Source organism: Bacillus cereus, assembly GCF_007678085.1.
Taxonomy (GTDB): domain Bacteria; phylum Bacillota; class Bacilli; order Bacillales; family Bacillaceae_G; genus Bacillus_A; species Bacillus_A cereus_BE.
In genome coordinates this window covers 991,729-1,014,565 of sequence record NZ_VEDW01000001.1, presented here as the reverse complement: position 1 = coordinate 1,014,565, position 22,837 = coordinate 991,729, and the positions used below count along the sequence as shown (strand labels likewise).

Sequence of the window (22,837 nt, the reverse complement as noted above, 5' to 3'; positions counted from 1 at the left end):
TTTATTATTACCTATTTCGGTAATCTTGATAGCTTTTCTACAATTGTTCTATAAAACTCTTGAATACTAGAAAAACCTAACGTGTCTGAAACACTAAGTCCTACCATGTCGAGATGGTCCCAATTTGCTTTCGTTTCGATATGATTCCATTTTCCAATCTGTAAAGCCTCCTTATTATTTACAGCAGTATTATAAGAAGGTGCAATCATAGAATTTGTATTTACTACACCGTCATTTTGCCACCAAGAAGTATCAATGAATGGACGATTTTCTTCATATCTCGCATAAGAACCTAGGAAAAATGCATTGCCCATTAACACTTTATTCATCGTTATATGAGGTAGATGTAAACCTGTTATAGGTGCTGCTTGTGATGCATGTCCACTATAGGATAAGTAATACACATCTGATTGCGTCTTTACCCAATTATTAAGCTCCTTTGCACCATCTGTACTTAAATCCCATTGACTTATATCTTTTGTATCTTTCCAAAGTGAACTATTTATAATACGATCAGTATATTGGAGAAAGGACTCTCCAGTATTCTTCTTTATCCCCCATTGATCCAATTTAAAATCATATAATGATAAATTACTGTTTCCTCCTAAACTTGCAGCTGCAATGAGTAAATCTTTTACAAACGGCAACAGAAAGCTTCCATCAGCAAGTGTTGTCCCATTGTGAGGAGTTGCTAATGTTGTCACACTATGAACATAGGATTTCTCGCCCTCAAATAGTGGTGATATATTCGTGTTCGGATGATTTTTCACATGATTTTTTTCTTCTAAATTACCTTCTTTTAATAGCTGTACTAATGTTCTAATCGTTTGTCCACCCATACTATGCCCAACTAAATGAACTTTATTTGTTTCACTCCAATTCGGTGCAAAACCACTATAAGTTCTCCCAAAACGATTATGTCCATGTTTCTCAGCATGTGCGGCACCGTAGTCTACTGTACCACCATTAATTTGCGCATATAATTCACATGCGCGATCCCAGTTACTAGAAACAGGTCCAACAGCAGCAGTATGTACTGTATAACCACTTCTTTTTAAATCTTCTTGTATATCATGAACACCACCCCAATATTTAACCCCTAACATTTCCTCTCTACCCCACCCAGCAAATCCATTCACTAATATGATCGGATAATTATTTTGTTGACTCTCTTCAGCGTATATTACTTTCGTGGCGAATGAACATACAGTCATCAATGTAAAAAAACATATTTTTAAAAATAACTTCCCCATACTTCCTCCCCCTAATAAAACGTTTACATTTTTTAATTTACAGCATGCTTTAATAACTTAAACATAATGTAAATTATTTTATATTCCTTGTATATATTGAAAACATATACAAATGTTGATAAATATTAATTCAAGTAAGCATTTACTTTTTACGATACAACTTGTAAATCTGTTTATTTGAATTTATAATTAAATATAGTTTCCTCATGTAAAACCAATCAATACATTATAAAAAAAATTATCTTCATTACATGAAAAGGAGGTAAAGCGATATGCAAATCGGTTTACATACTCATACCTTATCTCAATCTACTAAATTAACTCCTGCTACACATGAGCATAATAATATATCTTCTAGTAAACTTGAAGATACAAAATCAAATAATCCAATCAAGTTCGATATTAGTTCATCTGAAAAGGAAATGAAACAACCTGAGCATAAATTTAACGAATTAGATTTATGGAAGATGTTAAAAGATAAAGGTGTTCCTTTATGGATCATCCTTGAAATGCTACAAAAAGTTCGTAAAGAAAAAGAAGCTCAAAATACAAATGCGATTGAGGAAACAAACGAGACTAGATTAAATGAAGTAATGTAATCTTTTTTATATGAATGGTCTATAAACTAAAAAGAGTTCGAAGCTGATGAAATTCCCACCAACTTCGAACTCTTTTTTAAGGTTTTTCGCCAATCGTTACAAACTGAAAAGATACTTCTCCTTCCAAACCTTTAATTAACTTTTTTACTTTGACATTTTCATTAATCAATGTATTATCTGTTGACATTTTAGGTTTTTTGTCACCTAGAGATTTTTCCAAATGAAGAAGATGCATTTTCATTTCATTTGCCTTTATTTCTTTATACACACTATTTTTTGCTACAATCATATACCATTCCGTTGAATAGTTACGATTGTTACCTATCCAAGCATCACTATCGTATGTAACAGGAATCTCTTCCCCTCCTATTTTAATACTTTTCATAGTCTTATCGTCTTCATTTGTAAATAATAGCGATCCTTCTTTTGGGAATTTCGGTAACGTATCTATAATATGATCAGAGCCATTATCTTGTTTTCGAAAAAGTTTTTCTTTAATCAATGCTTGTGCTGTAGATTCATTTAAAATTAAGACTTTCCCATTTCCAATTTCACCTTTTTTCACAGAAAACACTTCATTTTCTTTCGTAATTTCCTGATAACGATTAATAATTGGTGAAATATTATTTCCATTCCCAATAATTAACAAACCATTTGCAGGAAATGAGTTATCCTTTTTAGAGCATGCACTAAAGCTTATTAAAAGTATTATAGTTAACATAAAAATAGTTAATGTTCTTTTCATTACGATTCCTTTCATAATTCATATTATTATTCACATGTTTTTCTGTAATCTTATTAGTTGGTATCCTTTATTGCTCCATAGTCTTATAAAGCTTTTGTAGGTAACGCCAACGAGTGATAAAGAAATATAAAACTTGCATACATATAAATGAAATTAAAATAAAAATCGAGCTGTTTAAAATAGAAAAACTGACTAATTGTTGCAGTGCTGTATACGCAACTACAGTATGGATTACTGCAATGATAATTGGTAAGAAGAACATTAATACTAACTGTCTCGTTACGATTTTTTTTAACTCTCGTTTACTTAATCCCATTTTCGAAATCATTTTATATTGTTGTTGATCACGGTTCAAATCAGTATATAATCGGAAATAAATAAAACTAGCAGCAAATGTAAAGAAAACAATCCCGACTAAAACACTTACCATAAGTAATAAACCATTCTTTTGCTTTGCTTCCAACAAACTTAATGTTAAAGCTTCAAAGTGGAACTCTCTGTCCCTAAGATCTTTATCGAATATACTCTTTAATTGATTTGAAATCTCTTTCGTTCTTATCCAATCATCTACAACAAATCCGTAAGTACGATGTTGAATATCTTCATCCTCTGGATTACTCGTCAGAGGAATTTCATCATACACATGATCTTGAACAGCAATATAAATACTACTAGAATCATGTGGTAAAACTAAATTCTCTACAGTTTTCTTCACACGAAATGTGTTTGTCCAATCTCCTTGAATGACTTCAATATTTTTTTTATAGTTACCATTTTTAAATTCTTGTTTTTGTGACACTCTTCCAGGGATTAGTAAGATTTCATCGTCTTTTTCAATCGTTTCTTGTTTATACCCGAGTGCTCTCGCAAGTTCGTTATATTCACTTAACTTCAATACATTTACGTTACTTTCTGTAAATTTATTTGAAGATGAAGCCATCCGGTACGGAATATTTGCATCCGCGAGATGTTTTTTTATCATTGAGAGATGTTTATCTACCAATTTGTTATTTTCAGGGCTTTCATACAGAAATGCATATGGATTTGTCATCCATACTAAATCCCTATTTCCAATGGCAGCTGTTGTACCGATTGCTGTAAATGCCACTGCTGAAATAATAGATACTATAAAAAACATCGTTGCATTATCTTTCATACGGTAAATTAATTCAGAAAATGTCAATATATTTGTTCTCTTTAAAAAGAAAGATTCTCTCCTTTTAGCAAGGTGCAGTATATACACGCTACACTGTGTATATAAAAAGTACGTTCCTATAATTACTAGGAGCACACCTATTCCAAGCGTAATAAAATTAGTACTTGGGATAAAACGAAATACTGAAATATATCCATAACCTATACAAATTAAAGAAAGTAGCGATAATAAAACTGAAGATTTCGGTTCAGGTTTTGGCTTTTCCTCTGCTCGAATAAGTTCCACAAGTTCCGTTACTTTTATCATTTTAAATGTAAATAATGAAACAATTAAAAACAAGAAAAGAAATGTGATAACTGTTAATAATACAGCCTGCACTGGTAAATAAAAAGGTAAACCATTATTAATCATTAATACACTTGCACTTATCAATAAGACTAATTTAGAAAATATGAGTCCAATGAAAATCCCTATACAAATTGAACCAAGTCCAATCAACATATTTTCAATTAATAATAATTTCTTAAGCTGTCTCATTGACATACCTTGCATCATTAAAATGCCAAATTCTTTCTTACGTGTTTTTAAAAACGAACTAACTGAATATAAAATGAAGAAAAATGAAAATACAAAAATCAATCCTTGCGAAACTGAAAATCCCAATGTACCAAATGCACTTATTGTTGCACTTGTCGATTTCAACTCACCTTGTAAATCAGGATGAAATAATAAAAGAGCATACGTAAAGAAAATCATAATAGAAAATGCACTACTTAAAAAATGGGCAGCATATGTACGCTTATTACGAAAAATATTATTAAATGCGAACTGACGAAAAGTCATGCCTTTTCCCTCCTAACAAAGAAAGGACATCCATAATCTTTTGATAAAAGGTTTGTCTGCTTTCACCACAATAAATTTCGTTATATAGTTGACCATCTTTAATAAATATTACTCTACTGCAAAAACTCGCAGCATACGGATCATGTGTAACTAACATCATCGTTGCTTTTTCTTCTTTATTAAGAGTATCAAGCATCTCCATTACATCATTTGAGGATTTAGAATCTAAATTCCCTGTTGGTTCATCTGCAAGTAATAATTGCGGTTTATGAACAATTGCACGAGCGATTGCTGTTCTTTGCGCTTGTCCTCCTGATATTTCAAACGTTCTTTTACTCAATATATCCGTAATATGTAATTTCTCTGCAATTTCTTCCACTCGTTTGTTCATTTCTTTCACAGAAACACCATCTAAAGTCATTGGCAATACGATGTTTTCTTTTACAGTAAGTGTGCTAAGAAGATTAAATGATTGAAAAACAAATCCTAATTGTTTTCTGCGGAATAACGCTAAATCTTCTGATGATAATTGGAAAGGATTTATGCCATTAATTAAAATTTCGCCCGACGATGGTGAATCAATAGTAGATACCATATTTAATAACGTTGTTTTCCCACTACCAGATGGCCCCATAATCCCTACAAATTCACCTTCTTGAATTGATAAATCAATATCAACTAATGCTTTATAAGGTACTTTCCCTTTATATACTTTACTAATACTTTTTGCATGTAAAATTTCCATGTATATTCTCCCTTCATTTGCACTTCTCATAACAGAGTGTAAATGAATTGTCTTACAGCTCATATTGATTCATCTTTCATTTATCTTACACGCTTGTAAGATTTCTAAAAAAACTGACAATAAAACTATTTACAAATTAAAATTAACGCATAACTATCTTATAATAATTGTATAGTGGTAGGAAATACAATATCCTATCTTTATTATACGAAAAAGAAAAGACCGATTACTGCATCGGTCTTTTCCTTCCCAAAGTTATATTTTTAACTTACGCCTTTAATTGAAATGTATTTGACTCACCATTTTAATTCTCTTTCACTTTATAATATCCTCTACAAAAAATTGAGTGCTTCGGTTTAATCGCAATTAACAAAGAATTGTATATATCTGAAGCAGAAATCATTGCGTTTATCCAACATACAAATAATAAGATTGGTTTAATGTTTCCTGATGCAAAAGATGAAATAATCGCCGGAACGACTGATAATACAATAATGGGCAAACTCATAAAGATCCAAAATCTCGCTTTGGATAGAATTGCATTCGTATTTAGCCAAAAAAATATTCCACTACGGGTGAAGCTAATATCACCTTTATTATTTATAACAATAATATGTAGACATTCATGAATGATGAAGACCAAAATGCCTATGATGATGAGATAAAATATATTAAGATCAGTGAAACTTGCTCCAAAATAATTCGGAATTAGAAAAATAATGATTTGAAGTACATATACAAACTTCATATAATGTTTCCTATGCCAATTATTCTGTATAAAAGGATTCCATTCTGATAAATCCATACTTATTTGTGGTAAGTTACGAAACCAAATTATAATACGCTTTCTCCCCCCTCTTTTAAACTATTTCATACTTTAAAAAATGTAATCCAATAAACTTTACCGTTAATTTTAGTTACAAACTCTTTTTTCCCTTTATGCTTTTATTAAAGCTTAAAGTAATTCATTTACAGAATAATTCAAGTGAAAATTTAGTGTTTTCACAGATGAATACATTCTACAAAATTTTCCAAATACCTTTTCGAATAAGTTGTTTATAAAATGGTTCTTGCTTGTACAACTTGATACATCTGTTTTTGGTGAAAAGCACAAAATGTAAAAAGCTTAGAGTTTTAGCTCTAAGCTTTTTTATGATTTCATTTCATTTTCGCTCCTTTTAAAGAGCACTATTTTTTATCCATTCTGATTTACTCAATTCATAATGATTATAGATTTGATTTTCAATCGTCTGTTGACTTAAATAAGTAAACCCGCATTTTTCAATAACTTTATTTGACGGTACGTTGTTTTTTACTGCAATTGCGTTAAGGACATCTACATTTGTATTTTTAAACAAATAATCGATTAAGCCTTTTGTCGCTTTCGTTGCATAACCTTTATTATGATATTCACTTGAAACGGCATACATAATTTCTCTATTTGGTGAAGGCAGCTCAGCTTTCATACCTGTGCAGCACCATCCAACAAATTCATTAGGCGATTTCTTGAATATTCCTAGCTTTAATATATGGTCATCTATGTTATTCGTAGTTCTAACTGCATGAAGAAACGCTTTGTTTTCTGGTATTTCATCATTTGTAACCCAATTAACTCTTTGTTCTTTCGTTGATTTCCAGTCCGGTAAAAACTTTTCTATCTCCGGTTGATTTGCTATATTATAAATACTTTCTGCATCTTTGACCGTAAACTCTTGTAGGTATATATCACCACAATCTATTCTAAATAACTTAGTCAGACTTTCTGCTCCCATGTTAATCCCCTTCCTTACGTTATAGCGCCTTAATCTGCTTCGTAAGTTCCATAAACCGTTCATCTAGTTCTTTATATTCTTTGTCCTTAGAAGTTAAAAAGCTTAATTTCCCTAATACTTCTTGTCTTTCTGTTTCTAATGTTAAACGTAGCTCTTCAATTTCATCTCTAGTTTTCGTAGGTTCTTCGAGCTGCTTTTGTATCGTATTGTTTAAAAATACGAGTTTTGCGGTAGTTGTTTTTTCCAGAAAATATCGATCGTGAGAAACGATAACGAGTGTTCCGTTATACTCAGCTAATGTGTCTTCAAGCTGTTCACGTGACGGCAGATCAAGGTGATTCGTCGGTTCATCTAAAATAAGTACATCTTTTTCATCTAAAATATAAGCCATGAGCTTACATTTTACTCGTTCCCCCATACTCATATTCTCAATTGGCTCTTTCCATTGAGAAGCTTGGAAACCTAAATGTTTCATTAAATTTTGGACTTTTCCTCTTTCTTCAAATGTCTCTTTATAAAATAAATCTTCTGGTGTTTTATCGAGTGGTAAATCAAATACTTCTTGAGTTAAATAACCGATGTTTGCTGCTGGTGAAATCCATACTTCTCCTTCAACAGTTTCTGTTCCCATAATCATCTTCAGTAAAGTTGTTTTCCCGCTACCATTTGGTCCAATAATCGCAACCTTTTCACCATGCTGAATTGTAAAATTAACGTTTTCAAATAACGTTCGTTTATTAAATTCTTTCCGCAATTGTTTTACTTCTAAGAAACGTTTTCCTACTTTTTTACTCGCTTGAATAGAAAATTCAACTGAATAATCTTCTTTCACACGTTCTACTTTCGTTTTCTCTAGCTCTTTTTCAAGACGTTTTCGTTTCGATTTAACTTGCGCGTCCATTCGCTTCGCCTTTACACGATAAAATTCTTTCACTCCTTCTTGTTTTGTAGACTGTGCATGTGCCTTTTGTGACCATGAACTTAATTCTTTTATATGAGTTTCTACTTGTTCTATCTTCTTTTGTTGTTTTTCATATTCACGTTGCTGCGTCATTCTTTTATGCTCACGTGCTTTCATATAACTCGTATAATTCCCGCTATGGTCAATTAATTTCTTATCCTCAATTGACCATATTCTAGTTGCAACAACATCTAAAAAGTATCGATCATGTGATACGACGATTACTGTACCTTTCATATTTTTAATTTGTTTAATGAGAAATTCCGTACTCATCTCATCTAGATGATTTGTCGGTTCGTCTAATATTAAGACATTAGGATTTTCAGCAAACCCTTTTGCCAATCGAACTTTCAGCTTTTCACCACCACTTAAAGTAAGAAAATCGTTCGTTGGTACGCCCCATTTCGCAAGAAGTTCTGCTTCCTTTGCAATCATATCCTTGCTAACGAAAGATTCTTTTTCTTGTTCAACATATGCAGTTGTCATATTCATTTGCATCCATTCAACAGTACCTTTTGACGGTTCAATCTTCCCATTTATTAATTGAAGTAACGTTGATTTACCAGCCCCGTTTTTACCAATTAATCCGATAACATCCCCTTGTTTTACTGTCACATTCATTTTCTCTAACAAAGTATTTTCCTTTATTTCAACATAAACATCATTTAATTTTAATAGTTCTTTCATAATACCGATCCCTTTCATTAAGGGAGAATAAAAAAATCCTCCCAAATAAATTTGGCAGGATTAGTCATTAAAATATTTATACCCAAATAAGCTATTGCGCAACATAAATAGCAATATCGTTGTATGGAAATTGGGCAGACTAATCCTATTTTTTAGAAATTGAAATTTATTGAATTTCAACATTTAAAAATAAGATTAGTTAATCATCGTCCACCCATCATTCCTTTCCGTCGTTAGTAACCATATTGTACCATGATAGTACTGTATGAGTAAATGCAAATATATGTGCTATTATAAAGATTGCTTTCTTCTAGGTCTATTTATCATTTCTTAACTTCAAATTGAACAAGCATACTTTACATTTATTGTACTACTTGCTTTAGATTTCCCCAGTAAGAAACTTTTAAGCACTCCCTCTTATATAATTTTTATATAACTGTATGATCAATTGTATATTATACATACTACATTTCAGTTCTTATAATAAAGTTATCATTTTTAAGGAGGGATTCTACAATGGAATTTAGCAAACTCGGAAACAGTGGGTTAACAGTAAGTAAGATTGCATACGGGAACTGGATAAACCATGGCGGAAAAGTAAATGAAGATACTGCAAATGAATGTGTGAAAGCCGCATTAGATGTTGGAATTACAACGTTTGATACTGCAGATGTTTATTCGGACACTATTGCCGAGGAAGTACTTGGCCGCTCTTTGAAAGGTATACGCCGAGAAAGTATAGAACTTTGTACAAAAGTATGCCATCCGACCGGACCTGGAAAAAATGATCGAGGTTTATCACGAAAACATATTATAGAAAATTGTAATGCATCGTTACAACGGCTACATACAGACTACATTGATATCTATTATGCACATCGATTCGATACAACAACACCTCTGGAAGAAACAATGTTAGCTTTCTCAGATCTTGTAAGACAAGGGAAAATCCTTTATTTAGGTGTAAGTGAATGGACATCGGAACAAATCATCCGCGGTGCAACACTTGCACGAGAATTGAAAATCCCTCTTATTGCAAGCCAACCTCAATATTCGATGTTGTGGCGAGTTATTGAAACAAATGTAATTCCAACATGTCAACGTGAAGGACTTGGTCAAATTGTTTGGTCTCCACTCGCACAAGGTATTCTCACTGGAAAATATCAACCAGGTAAACCATTGCCGAATCAATCACGTGCTAATTCAGATGCTGGAAAACCATTTTTCAATAAACTTGTGCAACGCTGGATGAGTGATGATGTACTTACTGCTATCCAGAAACTAAATCCTATTGCACGAGAAAACAATCTCACTCTACCTCAACTCGCAGTTGCATGGGTACTACAAAATCCAGCTGTTTCCTCTGCAATTATTGGCGCTTCCAATCCAGAGCAAATAAGAGAAAATGTAATTGCTTCTAGTGTTAAATTATCACCCGAAATTATGGATGAAATTGATAGCCTACTAAAAGATTTCATTGAGTATGATCCAAGTAAAACAGGTTAAATCGTTAGTGATTTTTAAAAATATCGTAACTTTCCAAATTCCCTACTGCCCATCCAATCAAGGTGGGCCTTTACTTTTCAAATTCAAATTGTGAATTCGTATAAACCTCTCTAACAACTGCTAAGAAGTTCTCGAGCACGACAGACTTTTCATCTTGCCTCCATCCAGCGTATAAGTTTATCTCCGGTGTATGTTCCTGAATATCTTTATATATAACTCCCGATTTTTTATAACTTTCCACTGATGATGGAACGACAGAAATCCCCATTCCTGCTGCAACTAAATTAACAATCGTTTGCATTTGAATTGCTTCTTGGACAATATTTAAACTTACTCCATGTCCCCAAAAGTAACTAATAATTAAATCATAAAAGTTAGTACCAAAATGGCGAGGAAATAAAATGAATGGTTCATCCACTAGTTCTTTAATAGAAATATTAGGTAATGGAACTAAAGAGTGATCTTCATGTAATACTACTTTTAAGCGCTCCTCAGAACAAACTTCGGAAGATAATATTTCATTATTTTGCTCAGAGCGAATAAATCCAATATGAATTTGTTTTTCATAAAGCGCTTTTATTTGCTGGTCTGTTGTCATCTCACGTAATATGAGCTGTATTTTAGGAAAACGCGCTCGAAATTTTTTAAATATATCTATAACTGTTTCTGTAGAATCGACAAAACCAATGATTAAATGTCCTATCTTTCCTTCATCCGCAAGCTGTGTTTCTTTAATAGTTCTATCTACTTGAAGCAGCGTTTGTCGCGCACCTTCTAAAAATATTTTTCCGGCATCGGTAAGCTCAACCAATCGCTTTGTCCGGTAAAAAAGTTGAACCCCTAATTCATCTTCTAATTTACGTATCTCTTGGCTTAAAGGCGGTTGTGCCATCATAAGACGCTCTGCTGCACGACTAAAGTTTAATTCTTCTGCCACCGTTATGAAATATTTCATTTTTCGAATATCCATTACAATCCCCCTAACATTCACAACTAGTAAAAAAGCCCCCCTTCTAATAAATTGTAAATAAAAACAGGAGGAACTACATCAATCCCTTTTCGTTTCTTTTTTATCATAAATCATTTCATCAAAATACGAGAGATTTATACTAAGTTGAATTACATGTTTTGCGCAATTTCATTATTTGTATATATTATTTGTTTTACCATTTGGTTGAGTAACGAGCTCTTGATATTTTATTCACCTAATTATAAAAACAAAATGTCATTCGTTATCCAATAATCGCTTATTGTTTTTCGATAAATTTTTATTGATTATTTCCATTTGATGAGCTATTATATGTTTGCAGAACATATTAATGTAAGGATTGAATTTATGGACAGGACATTAAAAATCACAAAGTTAAATATGTTTTTACGGATTTTTCTCATCCCAATTATAGTAGGGATTATTGTTGGTATACTAACTAAATTGGGGCAAGGTATACTTCCAGGACATTGGAATTCATTAGCTAATCTAGGAAGCGTTTGGTTAGTTCCATCCTTTTTTGTTGCTAGCTTTAGTTATTCTAAGCGTACAGCTATACTTTCTGGTATTCTTGCACTACTCGGTATGGTATTAGGCTACTATGGTTATGCAATAGTTATTAAAAATGTAGCTCACTCTATTTATTTTATATCTGTATGGATTGTATGTGCATGTATAGGAGGAACTATCTTTGGAATTGCAGGTTTTCTATGGAAAGATACTACAAATCCTCTTCATAAATTCGGAAGTGCGCTTATTAGTGGAGTTTTTGTAACGGATGGACTTCACATTCTTTTAAATTTTGAAGACTATAGTCACATGTTACCTGTTGGATATACTGAAGTGATAGTCGGGATTATCTTGATTCTTATATTAGAACGCTCTAACGCTAATCGAATTTCTTCTTTCTTAATGATGGTTCCTATCATTATTATAGGATTAATTGGATATAAATCATTAAGTTTGTTTACTTAACAATACTGTATCATGAAAAAACACAAGACTAATTCTATTATAATCCACAAACCATATCACAAATTCGAACATGATACTTATTAATGTTGATACACGTATTCATAGGATGGATTCATGAAGCTATCTCTTTCAAAGGGGTGGCTTTTTTCTTACAAAAACTATTTTTCAGCTTTTTATTAAATCTTTCTAATTTAACAATCGTATTTATTAGTGTGTCATTATACATACTAATATGATCTTTTACCATTTCATATAATCGCAGTCAACTACCCCCACTAATTATTAGCCCTCACCAATCGGACTTTAATGGGCAGCCCGACCCCCACCTAACTTCTTTGCTTTCGCTGAATTTTGAGGTGGGGGTCTTACTGCCCATTAAAGCGGGATAAAATAAGGCTAAAAAACTTATCTCCAAAGTTCTTTAGCCTAGATCACTTATTTACACATTATAAAATTTAATTCGTACAACGGTACCTTTACCAACTTCTGAATGGATTTCTACACTATGTCCTAATTGTTTCGTAATTTCATATACAAGATATAATCCCATTCCAGTTGATTCTTTAAAATCTCTGCCATTTTCCCCAGTAAAGAAAGGTTTAAATACTCTAGGTAAATCTTGCTTCGGAATCCCTACGCCATTATCAGTAATTTCAAGTATAACGTTATTATCTCTCTTACAGGCTTTCACTTTAATCTTCTCCCGACTACCAGATGAATATTTAATCGCATTCGATAGTATTTGTCCAATTAAAAATTGTAACCATTTCGCATCACTTTCTACTGTAATGTTCTTCTCAATTTTAAGCTCTGGATATACAAAGTTCCGGATAAAGAAACGTTTATGTTCATGCACAGAATCGTTCACTATTTTATGTAGCTGTACTTTTTCCACATAAAAATCTTGTGTAAATGCTTCTAAGCGTGCAACATACAGAGCCATCTCTAATCCTTTTTTTAACCGATCCGTTTCCTCATTAATACTTTCAAAACGTGGATCAACTTCATCCTGTGTAATTAGTTCTATTACAGATAAAGGTGTTTTCATTTGATGTATCCACTGATTCATAAAGGTTAAATGATCATTATTTTTTCTCTCTTGTATTTGCAGCTGATTTTGATAATGGCGATATTGTACCTCAAGCAAGTCTTGCAGAGCAGTAGATAAAACTGCAAAATCTGATTTTTGAACAGAATCATCCAAAGAATGCAACGGATTTGCTAATCTTTCATAGAACGTACGATGAGTAAAGAAACGAAATACTAAATAAACTACCATAAAAAAGACACCTAAAAACATTGCATATAATGCCGTTGCAATATGGTTATGCCCATCAAACCAATATACAAGAAATATGGCTAGTAGTTGGATTGCTGTAAAACAAATAAGTGGTATATGATCACGAATAAACAATCTTATCATTTCTCCATACCAGTATCCCATGTAATATGTAATCTATAACCGACACTACGAATCGTTTCAATTGCATCTTCAATCTGTAACGTCTTTAACTTTTTTCGCACACGTGTTGTATTTACACTTAAAGTATTATCATCAACATAGGATTCGCTATCCCATAATTTGTTTAATAGCACTTCTCTACTCACGACACGCGGATAATTTTTCATTAACATTTCTAATAAAATAGCTTCATTTCTCGTTATATCAATTTCTTGATTCTTAAGCTTCAATACAAGTCTTTCGGGATATAAACAAAGACCTTGTTGCTCAATCATCCGTTCTTCTATTTTCGGTGCATAATCCCCGTAAGCTCGTCTTAAATGACTACGAATTTTCGCCATTACAACTTCGTAATGGAATGGCTTTGAAATAAAATCATCGCCGCCGTTTTCTAGCGCCATAACTTGATCCATTGTGCCTTCACGAGCCGATATAAATAATATCGGACATGTAGAAACTCCACGAATTTGACGACACCAATAGTACCCATCAAAACTTGGTAAATTAATATCTAATAAAACTAACTCTGGCTGTTCGTCTAAAAAAATATCTAGAACATTTTGAAAATCCGTTACAATAATTCCTTCATAACCGTATTTCGCAACATGTGTTGATAATAGTTCTGCAATTTTCATATCATCTTCTACAATCATAATTTTAACCATTGATTAACTCCTTTTTCGATCCACAATCTTATATACAATTATATAAATTAAATACTACCTTTTTTTATATAATCCGTAAATTAAAAAAGGATACTTTTATACAAAAGCATCCTTCTTCTATTATTCTTATTTAATATGAAATTTACTCAAATTAAAACCTAGCTTCTCCACATAGTCCATACCTAGTTCCATTCGTGCCGTTTTAAGCGGGTCCACAACTTGGCATACTTTTAGATTACCTGCAGCTGATAATAAAAGTGTTGCATCCGCTTTAGACAATTCTAATTCTGCATGTAAAAATGTCACCATATTACGTACAGCGCGATTCGCTGCATCATCTAATAATTCCTCTGAAGCAATCGTTATTACTTTTTCTTTTTGGATAGCCATTGGTAGTGGCCATTTTTTCCCTTTTATTATTTGAACTGTTACTGTTACCTCACCAGCAACCTCTACGCCACTAACACCAATTTCACCATCACCCATCGCTGCGTGTAAATCACCTAATGCTAATAGAGCACCAGGAACATTTACAGGTAATAGTAATGTCGTCTCTTCTTTTATTTCTTTACAATCCATATTCCCTCCATGATCATGCGGAGTGCCACATGAAATACTCTCTTCTTTCGGCGCAGTACCAATAACACCGATCATTGGATTAATCGGGATTTGTAGTTCATTTGAAAACAAAACATGTTCATTATGTATCGGGACAATTTTCACTGTGTTTTCGTTTAGCTCTTCACCCATTACGCCAAGATTCGCCCCTGTAGTTAAAACACCTTGCTCTGCAATTTTAATCTTTTCAATCATAACAACTAATATATCACCAGGTTCTGCTCCTTTAATATAAACAGGTCCAGTTGCTGGATTAATGCGGTTCCAATCTAATTCTTGAAACGCAACATCTTCAGAGTCAATTTGATTTTCAAAGCAATCATATGTTTCAAATACAAGACGACTCCCTACTTCTACTTCCATACAAGGCTGATTATCTGGTGACATTGCGTAAACGATATGTTCTTTATTAATGCGATACATTTTATCTCTCCCTTTTTATATTGGTCTACAATTACTAATTAGCTTTTTTCGTAAAAGCTCCTGTTAAAAATTAATAAATTTACATATAGAAAAGCACCTAGCTTATTTTCATACATACACTCTTTACTATAACAGGTAAAGAAAGGTGGTAGCACTATGCCCCTTATTCCATATAACGAAAGCGATGTTGATTTACTAGCTCGCCTAATTCGTGCTGAGGCTGAAGGTGAAGGACGGCAAGGTGAACAACTTGTTGGCTGCGTAGTAGTAAATCGTGTATTTTGTGATTGCTTAGATTTTAAACAGCTTCGTTCTGTACGTGATGCAGTATATCAAAGTCCCGGTGGATTTGAAGCAGTGCAATACGGATATTTTTATCAGCGTGCTCGTGATTCTGAAAAAGAAATTGCAAGAAAAGTTTTACAAGGTGAATGGCGCTGGCCAGCACGATGGGCTCTATGGTATTTCCGTCCAGTTGGAGCTTGTCCACCTGAATGGTATAATCAGCCATTTGCAGGGCAATTTAAAAGCCACTGCTTTTATGAACCACGTGGTGATGAATGTCCAAAAATGTATTCACGGTAGCAAAATTTGAAACGCAAGTACTTAAATCTCTGAGTACTTGCGTTTCTTTTAGATTGTTTAGAAATCTAATAATGCGATGAACTTTTCAACTCCCACAACATGTATTAATAACGGTATACGCGGGCCGCTAGACTGATTCATAATGAGCCTATATAAAATCAAAAACAATTGTTTTTGATTTTCTTTCATTATTTTTTTATTTTCATGATGACAAATTGAATACAAATTTTCCATTAAGTTAGAGTAATCTTTATTAGAACGAAGTATTTTGCAAACTTCTACTAACCATTCTTTCTGTCTTTCATCTAATGTGTTGTAAAACTCTGTATTTCTCTCTTCATTTACCGCAATTAATTTTTCAGATTGAAAGTTTCTTATCCAATACTCTGTGCGGTTACATATCGCTATCATAGCACCTAATGTATAACTTCTATCTATTTTTTCTAATGTATCTTGTAAAATAGATGAATCAAAATTTAATAGTGGTAACGCTCCTGCTACTTGGTTAAATTTCGGATATTCTTTAAACCCACTATCAACTCTAGAGAGTTTAATTGCATCAAATAAATCTTCATTTTTGAGCGTTTTATTCTCATAACTATCTTTCAATCGTTCATATTCTGTATAATTACGAATCACATCTTCATCAAGACCGATATGAAAAGCTGCGTTTGGTCTATATTTAGCAAACATGAAAAGAATCACTTCTGGTAAATACACTTTTAACAACTCACTAGGTGTAATACTATTCCCTGAAGAACTTGACATTTTTTCGTGATGCCCTTTTATTCCTATGAAATCATACGCAACGTAATGAGGAGCTTCACGATTAAATATTTCTTTTGCGATTTCCTTGGATACATTATAACTACCCGTTTCCGATGAATGATCTCTTCCACCCGGTTCAAAAATAACATCCTCTATCATCCACCTCATCGGCCAATCGATTTTCCAATTCAGTTTCATTTTATTTGTATTTAATACTGATAATTCATTTTGATTTCCACATACACATTCATACTGAACTGATTTTAATACTTCATCAAAATGTGTAATCGTTGTTGCATCTTTCCCGCATTTTTCACAATATAATGTAACTGGATAAAAGCTCTCTCGCTCTTCTTCACTACACTCTCCAGTTTTAAAACCCATTAAAATATCATATATTTCTTTTCTTTTATATAAAGACTCGAATATATTTTCGTTATACCTTCTGCTTCTATATTCAGCATGTTGATATATGAATTCCACTTCAATTCCAAATGCTTGAAGAGATTTCTCAAACTCTTTTTCAAAATGCTCTGCATACGAATTATGACAGCCATATGGATCTGGAATATCACAGTACGGCATACCAATATATTTTGCAAAAGATGGATCAATATTTTTAGGAACTTTTCTAAATCTATCATAATCATCCCATGAGAATATAAAACGAGTCTTTTTCCCTAAATCTTGTAGTGCTCTTACCACGAAATATGTCGTTATTATTTCACGGAAGTTCCCGATATGAACAGAACCAGATGGACTTATTCCAGATGCGCAAACAAACGTTTCTTTGTTTGGATGTTTTCTAATTAATTCATGTGCTACTTCATACGCCCAATGCATATGTTACTCACCTCAATTATTATTTGTTTTCACATTTTCAAATTTATGCAATAAAAAAACTCCCACCCCCAAGATTATTCATCTTGAGGACGAGAGTTGTTAGCTTCGCGGTACCACCTCAGTTTGTTAATACGTCGCCATATTAACCTCTTCAGGTACGGCAAAATATGCTTATACCCTATCTCTATAACGGGAGAACCCGTCGCACCATCCCTAAACAAATTAGTTCCTTGCGCAGCTCCAAGTCTTTTTTCGTTAAAATGTATACCGCTCTTTCTCAGCTACCAGAGCTCTCTGTACATATCCTTTTTTAACTACTCTTCTCTTCCATGCCATTTTATATATTAGTTTTTTCATATGATAATTTATAATACTTTTATTGTCAAATTTTTTCGGAAATACAAGCTATCTAAATAAATGCTTTATCGCTTCTAATTGAATTTTGTGGCTACACTCATCACAACAATATGTCCCTTTCGGTTTTTCTTTAAATCGCTTATATTTTTCACTTCCCTCGTAAACACGGAATATATTTTTACAAGAAAAACAAACAATTTCATAAAACATCATATGCATTTTCCTCTCCATGTTTATACATTTTTTTAATCACTTAAGAAAATCAGATTTCTATAGTATAAGTCTTAATCCCCTCTGACTAAAAGGTTTATCTCTATTCTCATCGAATTATATAGATATCTTATAAATTGAGGTGAACATCTTGGTCAGTAATATAGAATTAGTTTTAGATGCGAAAGCTAGTTTAGCTGAAGGACCTTGTTGGAATGAAAAAAAGCAACTTTTATACTGGGTTGATATTATAGAGAAACAATTATGCATACTTAATCCTACCACTAATACAAACCGAGTAATCGCTCTCAATCAACAAATCGGCTGTGTTGTTCCATATTTAGAAGACGTACTACTCCTAGCTATGGAAAACGGATTTTATTCTATTAATGTAAAAACAGAAAAACTGACACATATTTTTGACCCTGAACCACATTTATTTGAAAATCGTTTTAATGATGGAAAATGCGATCCAGCAGGGCGTTTTTGGGCAGGTACTACAGATATATACGGTATTAATGCTGCAGGCTCCTTGTATTGTTTAAATAACAATTTAAGTGTCGAGCAAAAAATTGCACATGTAAATACATCAAATGGCATCGCTTGGTCACCTGATTATACATCCCTTTACTTTATTGATACACCTACTAAAAAAGTAGTTCGTTATCATTATGATATAAGTACTGGAGAAATTCGTAATCCAAGTGATGTAATCATTTTCCCCGAAAATGACGGTCTACCTGATGGTATGACAATAGATGAAGAAGGTTGTTTATGGATTGCACATTGGGGAGGTTCAAAGATTACTAGGTGGAATCCTTTAACTGGAGAGCAAATATTAAGCATCGCAATTCCAGCGTTATATGTAACCTCATGTACATTTGGAGGTCCTAATTTAACAGACCTATATGTTACAACAGCCAGAACAAGAATGACGGATGACGAATTAAAAATATATCCACATGCTGGTGGTATTTTTCGAATTCAAACAAATATAAAAGGTTGTCCTACCCATTCATTTCGCAATAATAATATTGGAGCTGAAACTATATGAACCGTATCGATCACATAAGAAACGAAGAAAAGAAATATCACGACCTTTGCTATGAACAATATAAACTATTTGAAACTGGCTCTTGGCTTTACAAACCGGTTAAAACAGTTATGGATTTAATGGATTACTTTAAAGGACAAAACAACTTACAAGTACTTGATCTCGGCTCTGGCGTTGGAAGAAATAGTATTCCAATTGCACAAAAGATACAAAATGCTAGCGGTACTGTTACATGTGTGGACTTACTGGATTCCGCGTTAACAAAATTAAAAACTTATAGCAAAGAACATGGTGTATTTGAAGTCATAAAAACAGAACAAGCAGCAATTGAAAACTACTATATTGCCCCTAATACTTATGATTATATCGTTGCAGTATCAAGTTTAGAGCATGTTAAATCAGAAGAAGATTTAAAAAAAGTGCTCTATTCTATGAAAAAGGTACAAAAACTGGTGGTATCAATTGTTTAATTATTAACTCGAACATACAAGAAATTGAATTACATACGAACGAAGAATTAGATGCTTTAATTGAAATTAACCTTCCTACTGAAGATATGATATATCTATTAAAAAGCATTTATAAAGACTGGCGAGAAATAAAAGTTGAAAGAAAAGAATTAGCTTATCATATAGTCCGGAACGAAAGAGACATTCAATTAAAAACAAATGCTATTACGTTTGTCGTTCAGAAATAATAGTATAAAGTGACTCTTTCTCTCAAATTTATTTTTATTGCACAAAATTTGTTACTATATATATTTATCAATCACAACACAAAAACCATGCTTTGACATCATTAGGAGCATGGTTTTTATTAGAAATCAATTCCCCTTATTCATTTTACCATTTTATATAAAATAATGGTTTTAAATACCATATCAATCATCTTAAATAATAAATAAAAGAGCACTTGTTTCTGCAAGTGCTCTTTTTGGGGATTTTGAGATATCCTATTAAAGAAAGTTAAGGTTACTTAAAGTTAATAGGTATTTCTATTATATGCTTGTCCTTTTTATTTGTGCATAATCAATATATAAACATCTTTAATCATATTTAATAATTTTTAATTATAGTTCTTTCTTACATTTTATCATTAAGAAATTAATTGAAGGCTTATTTTCCATGATCTTATTTGGTTCGTCAATTTCTGAAACTTGTACTAATCCATATTTATTAAAATCATTTTTTACAGATTCAGAATCATAGAAGAACATTTTTACGCCTTCCATTACCTCATAATAGTCTTTATCCAACTGTTTTCCTTTTCCATACATTGGAGCTTTTTTAGAAACTGTTGTAAAAACCAAATACCCTCCTGGTTTTAACTGATTATAACAATCTTTAATAAAATTCTCTCGCTCCTCCCCATTCAACAAATGGAGAAGTGCATGACTAAATATCCCATCATAAAGTTTATTATCAAAAGGCATTTCGTTTACCGAACCGTGATACATACGAACATCTTCTAGTCCGTTTTGTTTTGCTAAGTCAATGGCTGTTTTTGAAATTTCAATACCTGTTACATTTATACCATTTTCGATAAACACCTTTGCGTTTCTTCCGTATCCAATACCCGGTACTAATATGTCTTTAACGTTCTTTTCCAGAAAAAATTTTTTTGTCAAAATTGCAGATTCTGTAGGTTCAAATCCCCACATCGTTTGTTTCTCAATAAAGCTTGATTCCCAAAATTCCATTTTATTTTTATCTCCTTATTTTTATCTCATGTTTAATACCACATGAAAGACCTATTCATTTTAACGCTGCTTTTTTCACCACAGTCACTATAGGTCCATTGAATATAGCATATTAATAAGCCTATATCTATTTTAAAGATTGGTTGAATATTTATTCTACATATTAATTTTACATGTAGAAAAAATAAAAAGCACCCGAATGGATGCGTATAAATTATACTTATTCATCATTACTTTCTTCACTTTTACCATCAACTGATTTCAAGTCTAACATGCTACCTATATCAGGCGGTAAAGCTAACTCTATACCAGCTACTGGTTGATTATCTTCATTAAACCATTGTTTCTTAAATTTACTCAATTCTTCATTTTTCTTATTTTCATCCATATTACCCCTCCTTTTATGTACATGATATTAAACACTTTACTTAATATGTACATTGGGAAAGATAATATACGATTTGTACATAATGAAAGAGCAACAACCAACCTCTGTTTACACAACGCGCTGTACTTATTAGGAACCTTCCGTACATGCTACTCTTCGTTTTGTTATCATATTAATGATGAAACATACGTGAGCTATGTGACATGTACGTGGTCATTTTATTCATATGAAACAAATACTTTTAAAGGGATAATCCAGTTTTTCTTGGATAAATAAGATTTGTATCTGTAACATCCGATTCTTTATACTGTGGTAACTCTGCTCCAATACTTATTGCACCTGCAATTGTTTTAACGATAATTTCATCATCCTGTATAGACTTAATTTCTCGCGTTTCCCACTTAAACCGTTTTGGTCCTTCTAAAACTAATTTATTTTGTTCCTTTTATAACCCTCATCTTTTATAAAAAAATATTCTCACTAAATTTCAAACAATGTATAATAGATTTAATAAAAATTTAAGCTATAACGTTGGCTAGCACCCAACAGTGATAATATGATAATTGAATTTGATGGATATGGAATAAATGAGCATGTTATTGGCTTTAACTGTTCTCTACATGAAATAAGAACAATGTATTTAAATGTTAAAAGTGAAGACTTATCTACCGAAGATCTTCTAAGCTTATTTTGTGTACGGTATCACTATGAAAAACTCCCAAAATTACTACAAGAAGAAGTCCTAAGCGATGTTGTCATTGATTTAGATACGGACTACATTTATTTTCCTAATAGATAACAGTAAACGAGATGATATGAATAGAAATTACGATTCAGCTAAGTGTTTTATAAAATAAGTAAGTGCCCAAATTAATGTCGCAAATTGAGTGACAAAATACATTGTCCATTCAAAACCAGTCAATTTTCTCTCTCGTTTCACTTTCTTTAAATATCTGTAAAATATAAATGTACTTAAAAACATTAGTAACAGCGATAATTGTTGTAAATCATAGACTATACGTACCCCCATAGACTCCATCACCCTTCTATTCAAAATAAATGCTATACTTTCAGGATATCACCTATTGGTAGTTTATTTCCATTTTATTTTTTCGCATAAACAAAAAGAGCACTCGGCAATTGAGTGCTCTAAAAAGTATTAACGTAACACTTTTCTTTTACTGTTTATAACCCAGTTCTATCACTTCCGGTATATGATTGCTATCATATTTCCTCGTATAGATTTCACCATCTGGAGTAACTAATTGTAATACAATCTCACCACAAACTCCATTTAGTATTTCAAATTCACCTTGTGTATTTGAAATACTGCGCACCTTACCTTCAATAGAATTTCCATAAATTTTCACATTAGATATTGGTTCGTTATTTTGATTTATGATAATACCTCTTGAATACTTACCCACCGCAATGCATTGATCATCTTTTTTATAATATTTAGTCACAACTATAGCTCCAATTATTATAGCGATACACACAAACAAGAGAATTATTTTGCGTCTCACAACAAACCT

General features: G+C 32.3%; 23 protein-coding genes, 3 pseudogenes and 1 other annotated feature. Of the genes and pseudogenes, 7 read left to right on the top strand and 19 right to left on the bottom strand.

Going from position 1 to position 22,837, the window contains the following annotated elements; all coding sequences use genetic code 11:
- Positions 1-11: 11 nt before the first annotated feature.
- Positions 12-1,253, bottom strand: coding sequence for an esterase/lipase family protein (locus tag FS742_RS05105; protein ID WP_144611458.1), 1,242 nt, complete (start codon positions 1,251-1,253; stop codon positions 12-14).
- A gap of 272 nt (positions 1,254-1,525) precedes the next feature.
- Here FS742_RS05105 and FS742_RS05100 point away from each other — a divergent pair, with 272 nt between their 5' ends.
- Entirely contained in the window at positions 1,526-1,852 is a 327-nt protein-coding gene (locus tag FS742_RS05100) for a DUF3914 domain-containing protein (protein WP_144611457.1), read from the top strand.
- Positions 1,853-1,928: 76 nt separating this feature from the next.
- On the opposite strand, the gene FS742_RS05095 is transcribed toward FS742_RS05100, so the two are convergent.
- The 6 genes from FS742_RS05095 to abc-f all read right to left on the bottom strand — a co-directional run bounded on the left by FS742_RS05095 (position 1,929) and on the right by abc-f (position 8,761).
- On the bottom strand, positions 1,929-2,597 hold the full coding sequence (locus FS742_RS05095; RefSeq protein WP_144611456.1) for a lipoprotein BA_5634 family protein: 669 nt from the start codon (positions 2,595-2,597) through the stop codon (positions 1,929-1,931).
- 67 nt (positions 2,598-2,664) lie between these two features.
- A complete protein-coding gene (locus tag FS742_RS05090) occupies positions 2,665-4,596 on the bottom strand; it encodes an ABC transporter permease (RefSeq protein ID WP_144611455.1) in 1,932 nt (643 codons plus the stop codon).
- The gene (locus FS742_RS05085; RefSeq protein ID WP_063536430.1) at positions 4,571-5,341 is read right to left on the bottom strand and encodes an ABC transporter ATP-binding protein; all 771 of its coding nucleotides are present in this window, start codon (positions 5,339-5,341) and stop codon (positions 4,571-4,573) included. The genes FS742_RS05090 and FS742_RS05085 overlap by 26 nt, the downstream gene beginning before the upstream one ends.
- Before the next feature lie 304 nt (positions 5,342-5,645).
- Positions 5,646-6,146 carry a DUF3267 domain-containing protein gene (locus FS742_RS05080; protein WP_144611454.1) on the bottom strand — a complete coding sequence of 167 codons (501 nt, stop codon included), beginning with the start codon at positions 6,144-6,146 and terminating at the stop codon, positions 5,646-5,648.
- Positions 6,147-6,519: 373 nt separating this feature from the next.
- Positions 6,520-7,113, bottom strand: coding sequence for a GNAT family N-acetyltransferase (locus FS742_RS05075; RefSeq protein ID WP_144611453.1), 594 nt, complete (start codon positions 7,111-7,113; stop codon positions 6,520-6,522).
- Positions 7,114-7,132: 19 nt separating this feature from the next.
- The gene (gene abc-f, locus FS742_RS05070) at positions 7,133-8,761 is read right to left on the bottom strand and encodes a ribosomal protection-like ABC-F family protein (protein ID WP_144611452.1); all 1,629 of its coding nucleotides are present in this window, start codon (positions 8,759-8,761) and stop codon (positions 7,133-7,135) included.
- Between the two features lie 516 nt (positions 8,762-9,277).
- Here abc-f and FS742_RS05065 point away from each other — a divergent pair.
- A complete protein-coding gene (locus tag FS742_RS05065; RefSeq protein WP_144611451.1) occupies positions 9,278-10,267 on the top strand; it encodes an aldo/keto reductase family protein in 990 nt (329 codons plus the stop codon).
- Between the two features lie 70 nt (positions 10,268-10,337).
- Here the strand turns inward: FS742_RS05065 and FS742_RS05060 are convergent, their stop codons facing one another.
- Positions 10,338-11,237, bottom strand: coding sequence for a LysR substrate-binding domain-containing protein (locus tag FS742_RS05060; RefSeq protein WP_144611450.1), 900 nt, complete (start codon positions 11,235-11,237; stop codon positions 10,338-10,340).
- Positions 11,238-11,603: 366 nt separating this feature from the next.
- On the opposite strand from FS742_RS05060, the gene FS742_RS05055 reads away from it, so the two are divergent.
- Positions 11,604-12,230 carry a DUF6518 family protein gene (locus tag FS742_RS05055; RefSeq protein ID WP_144611449.1) on the top strand — a complete coding sequence of 209 codons (627 nt, stop codon included), beginning with the start codon at positions 11,604-11,606 and terminating at the stop codon, positions 12,228-12,230.
- A gap of 439 nt (positions 12,231-12,669) precedes the next feature.
- Here the strand turns inward: FS742_RS05055 and FS742_RS05050 are convergent, their stop codons facing one another.
- The 3 genes from FS742_RS05050 to FS742_RS05040 form a co-directional block, all read right to left on the bottom strand.
- Complete coding sequence (locus tag FS742_RS05050) at positions 12,670-13,653, bottom strand: sensor histidine kinase (RefSeq protein ID WP_144611448.1); 984 nt, start codon at positions 13,651-13,653, stop codon at positions 12,670-12,672.
- Complete coding sequence (locus FS742_RS05045) at positions 13,650-14,357, bottom strand: response regulator transcription factor (protein ID WP_144611447.1); 708 nt, start codon at positions 14,355-14,357, stop codon at positions 13,650-13,652. The genes FS742_RS05050 and FS742_RS05045 overlap by 4 nt, the downstream gene beginning before the upstream one ends.
- A gap of 126 nt (positions 14,358-14,483) precedes the next feature.
- A complete protein-coding gene (locus FS742_RS05040; protein WP_144611446.1) occupies positions 14,484-15,398 on the bottom strand; it encodes an acetamidase/formamidase family protein in 915 nt (304 codons plus the stop codon).
- Positions 15,399-15,554: 156 nt separating this feature from the next.
- On the opposite strand from FS742_RS05040, the gene FS742_RS05035 reads away from it, so the two are divergent.
- On the top strand, positions 15,555-15,983 hold the full coding sequence (locus FS742_RS05035) for a cell wall hydrolase (protein WP_001128407.1): 429 nt from the start codon (positions 15,555-15,557) through the stop codon (positions 15,981-15,983).
- A gap of 57 nt (positions 15,984-16,040) precedes the next feature.
- On the opposite strand, the gene lysS is transcribed toward FS742_RS05035, so the two are convergent.
- Positions 16,041-17,594 carry a lysine--tRNA ligase gene (gene lysS / locus FS742_RS05030; RefSeq protein WP_144611445.1) on the bottom strand — a complete coding sequence of 518 codons (1,554 nt, stop codon included), beginning with the start codon at positions 17,592-17,594 and terminating at the stop codon, positions 16,041-16,043.
- A gap of 82 nt (positions 17,595-17,676) precedes the next feature.
- Positions 17,677-17,933: a binding site (T-box leader), on the bottom strand.
- A 66-nt stretch (positions 17,934-17,999) separates the two neighbouring features.
- Positions 18,000-18,170, bottom strand: a complete 171-nt coding sequence (locus FS742_RS05025; protein WP_064774857.1) for a DUF2197 domain-containing protein — start codon at positions 18,168-18,170, stop codon at positions 18,000-18,002.
- A 142-nt stretch (positions 18,171-18,312) separates the two neighbouring features.
- Here FS742_RS05025 and FS742_RS05020 point away from each other — a divergent pair, with 142 nt between their 5' ends.
- Both FS742_RS05020 and FS742_RS05015 read left to right on the top strand, forming a co-directional pair.
- Complete coding sequence (locus FS742_RS05020) at positions 18,313-19,215, top strand: SMP-30/gluconolactonase/LRE family protein (protein WP_144611444.1); 903 nt, start codon at positions 18,313-18,315, stop codon at positions 19,213-19,215.
- A pseudogene (locus tag FS742_RS05015) lies at positions 19,212-19,912 on the top strand (class I SAM-dependent methyltransferase). The gene FS742_RS05020 and the pseudogene FS742_RS05015 overlap by 4 nt, the downstream one beginning before the upstream one ends.
- A 372-nt stretch (positions 19,913-20,284) precedes the next feature.
- On the opposite strand, the gene FS742_RS05010 reads toward FS742_RS05015, so the two are convergent.
- The 4 genes and pseudogenes from FS742_RS05010 to FS742_RS27885 all read right to left on the bottom strand — a co-directional run.
- Positions 20,285-20,914 (bottom strand): class I SAM-dependent methyltransferase, encoded by a 630-nt coding sequence (locus FS742_RS05010; RefSeq protein WP_144611443.1) that lies wholly within the window; start codon positions 20,912-20,914, stop codon positions 20,285-20,287.
- 220 nt (positions 20,915-21,134) lie between these two features.
- On the bottom strand, positions 21,135-21,302 hold the full coding sequence (locus tag FS742_RS27475; RefSeq protein WP_186327145.1) for a hypothetical protein: 168 nt from the start codon (positions 21,300-21,302) through the stop codon (positions 21,135-21,137).
- 218 nt (positions 21,303-21,520) lie between these two features.
- A pseudogene (locus FS742_RS28250) lies at positions 21,521-21,577 on the bottom strand (hypothetical protein); the annotation flags it as partial.
- Positions 21,556-21,687: pseudogene (locus tag FS742_RS27885) on the bottom strand (alcohol dehydrogenase); the annotation flags it as partial. The pseudogenes FS742_RS28250 and FS742_RS27885, both read right to left, overlap by 22 nt.
- Before the next feature lie 171 nt (positions 21,688-21,858).
- Here FS742_RS27885 and FS742_RS27880 point away from each other — a divergent pair.
- Positions 21,859-22,101: a hypothetical protein gene (locus FS742_RS27880; protein WP_144611442.1), complete on the top strand. Its 243-nt coding sequence runs from the start codon at positions 21,859-21,861 to the stop codon at positions 22,099-22,101.
- 27 nt (positions 22,102-22,128) lie between these two features.
- Here FS742_RS27880 and FS742_RS04995 read toward each other — a convergent pair whose 3' ends face one another.
- Both FS742_RS04995 and FS742_RS04990 read right to left on the bottom strand, forming a co-directional pair.
- Positions 22,129-22,332 (bottom strand): hypothetical protein, encoded by a 204-nt coding sequence (locus tag FS742_RS04995; RefSeq protein ID WP_144611441.1) that lies wholly within the window; start codon positions 22,330-22,332, stop codon positions 22,129-22,131.
- 148 nt (positions 22,333-22,480) lie between these two features.
- Positions 22,481-22,828: a carboxypeptidase regulatory-like domain-containing protein gene (locus tag FS742_RS04990; protein WP_144611440.1), complete on the bottom strand. Its 348-nt coding sequence runs from the start codon at positions 22,826-22,828 to the stop codon at positions 22,481-22,483.
- Between the last annotated feature and the right edge of the window lie 9 nt (positions 22,829-22,837).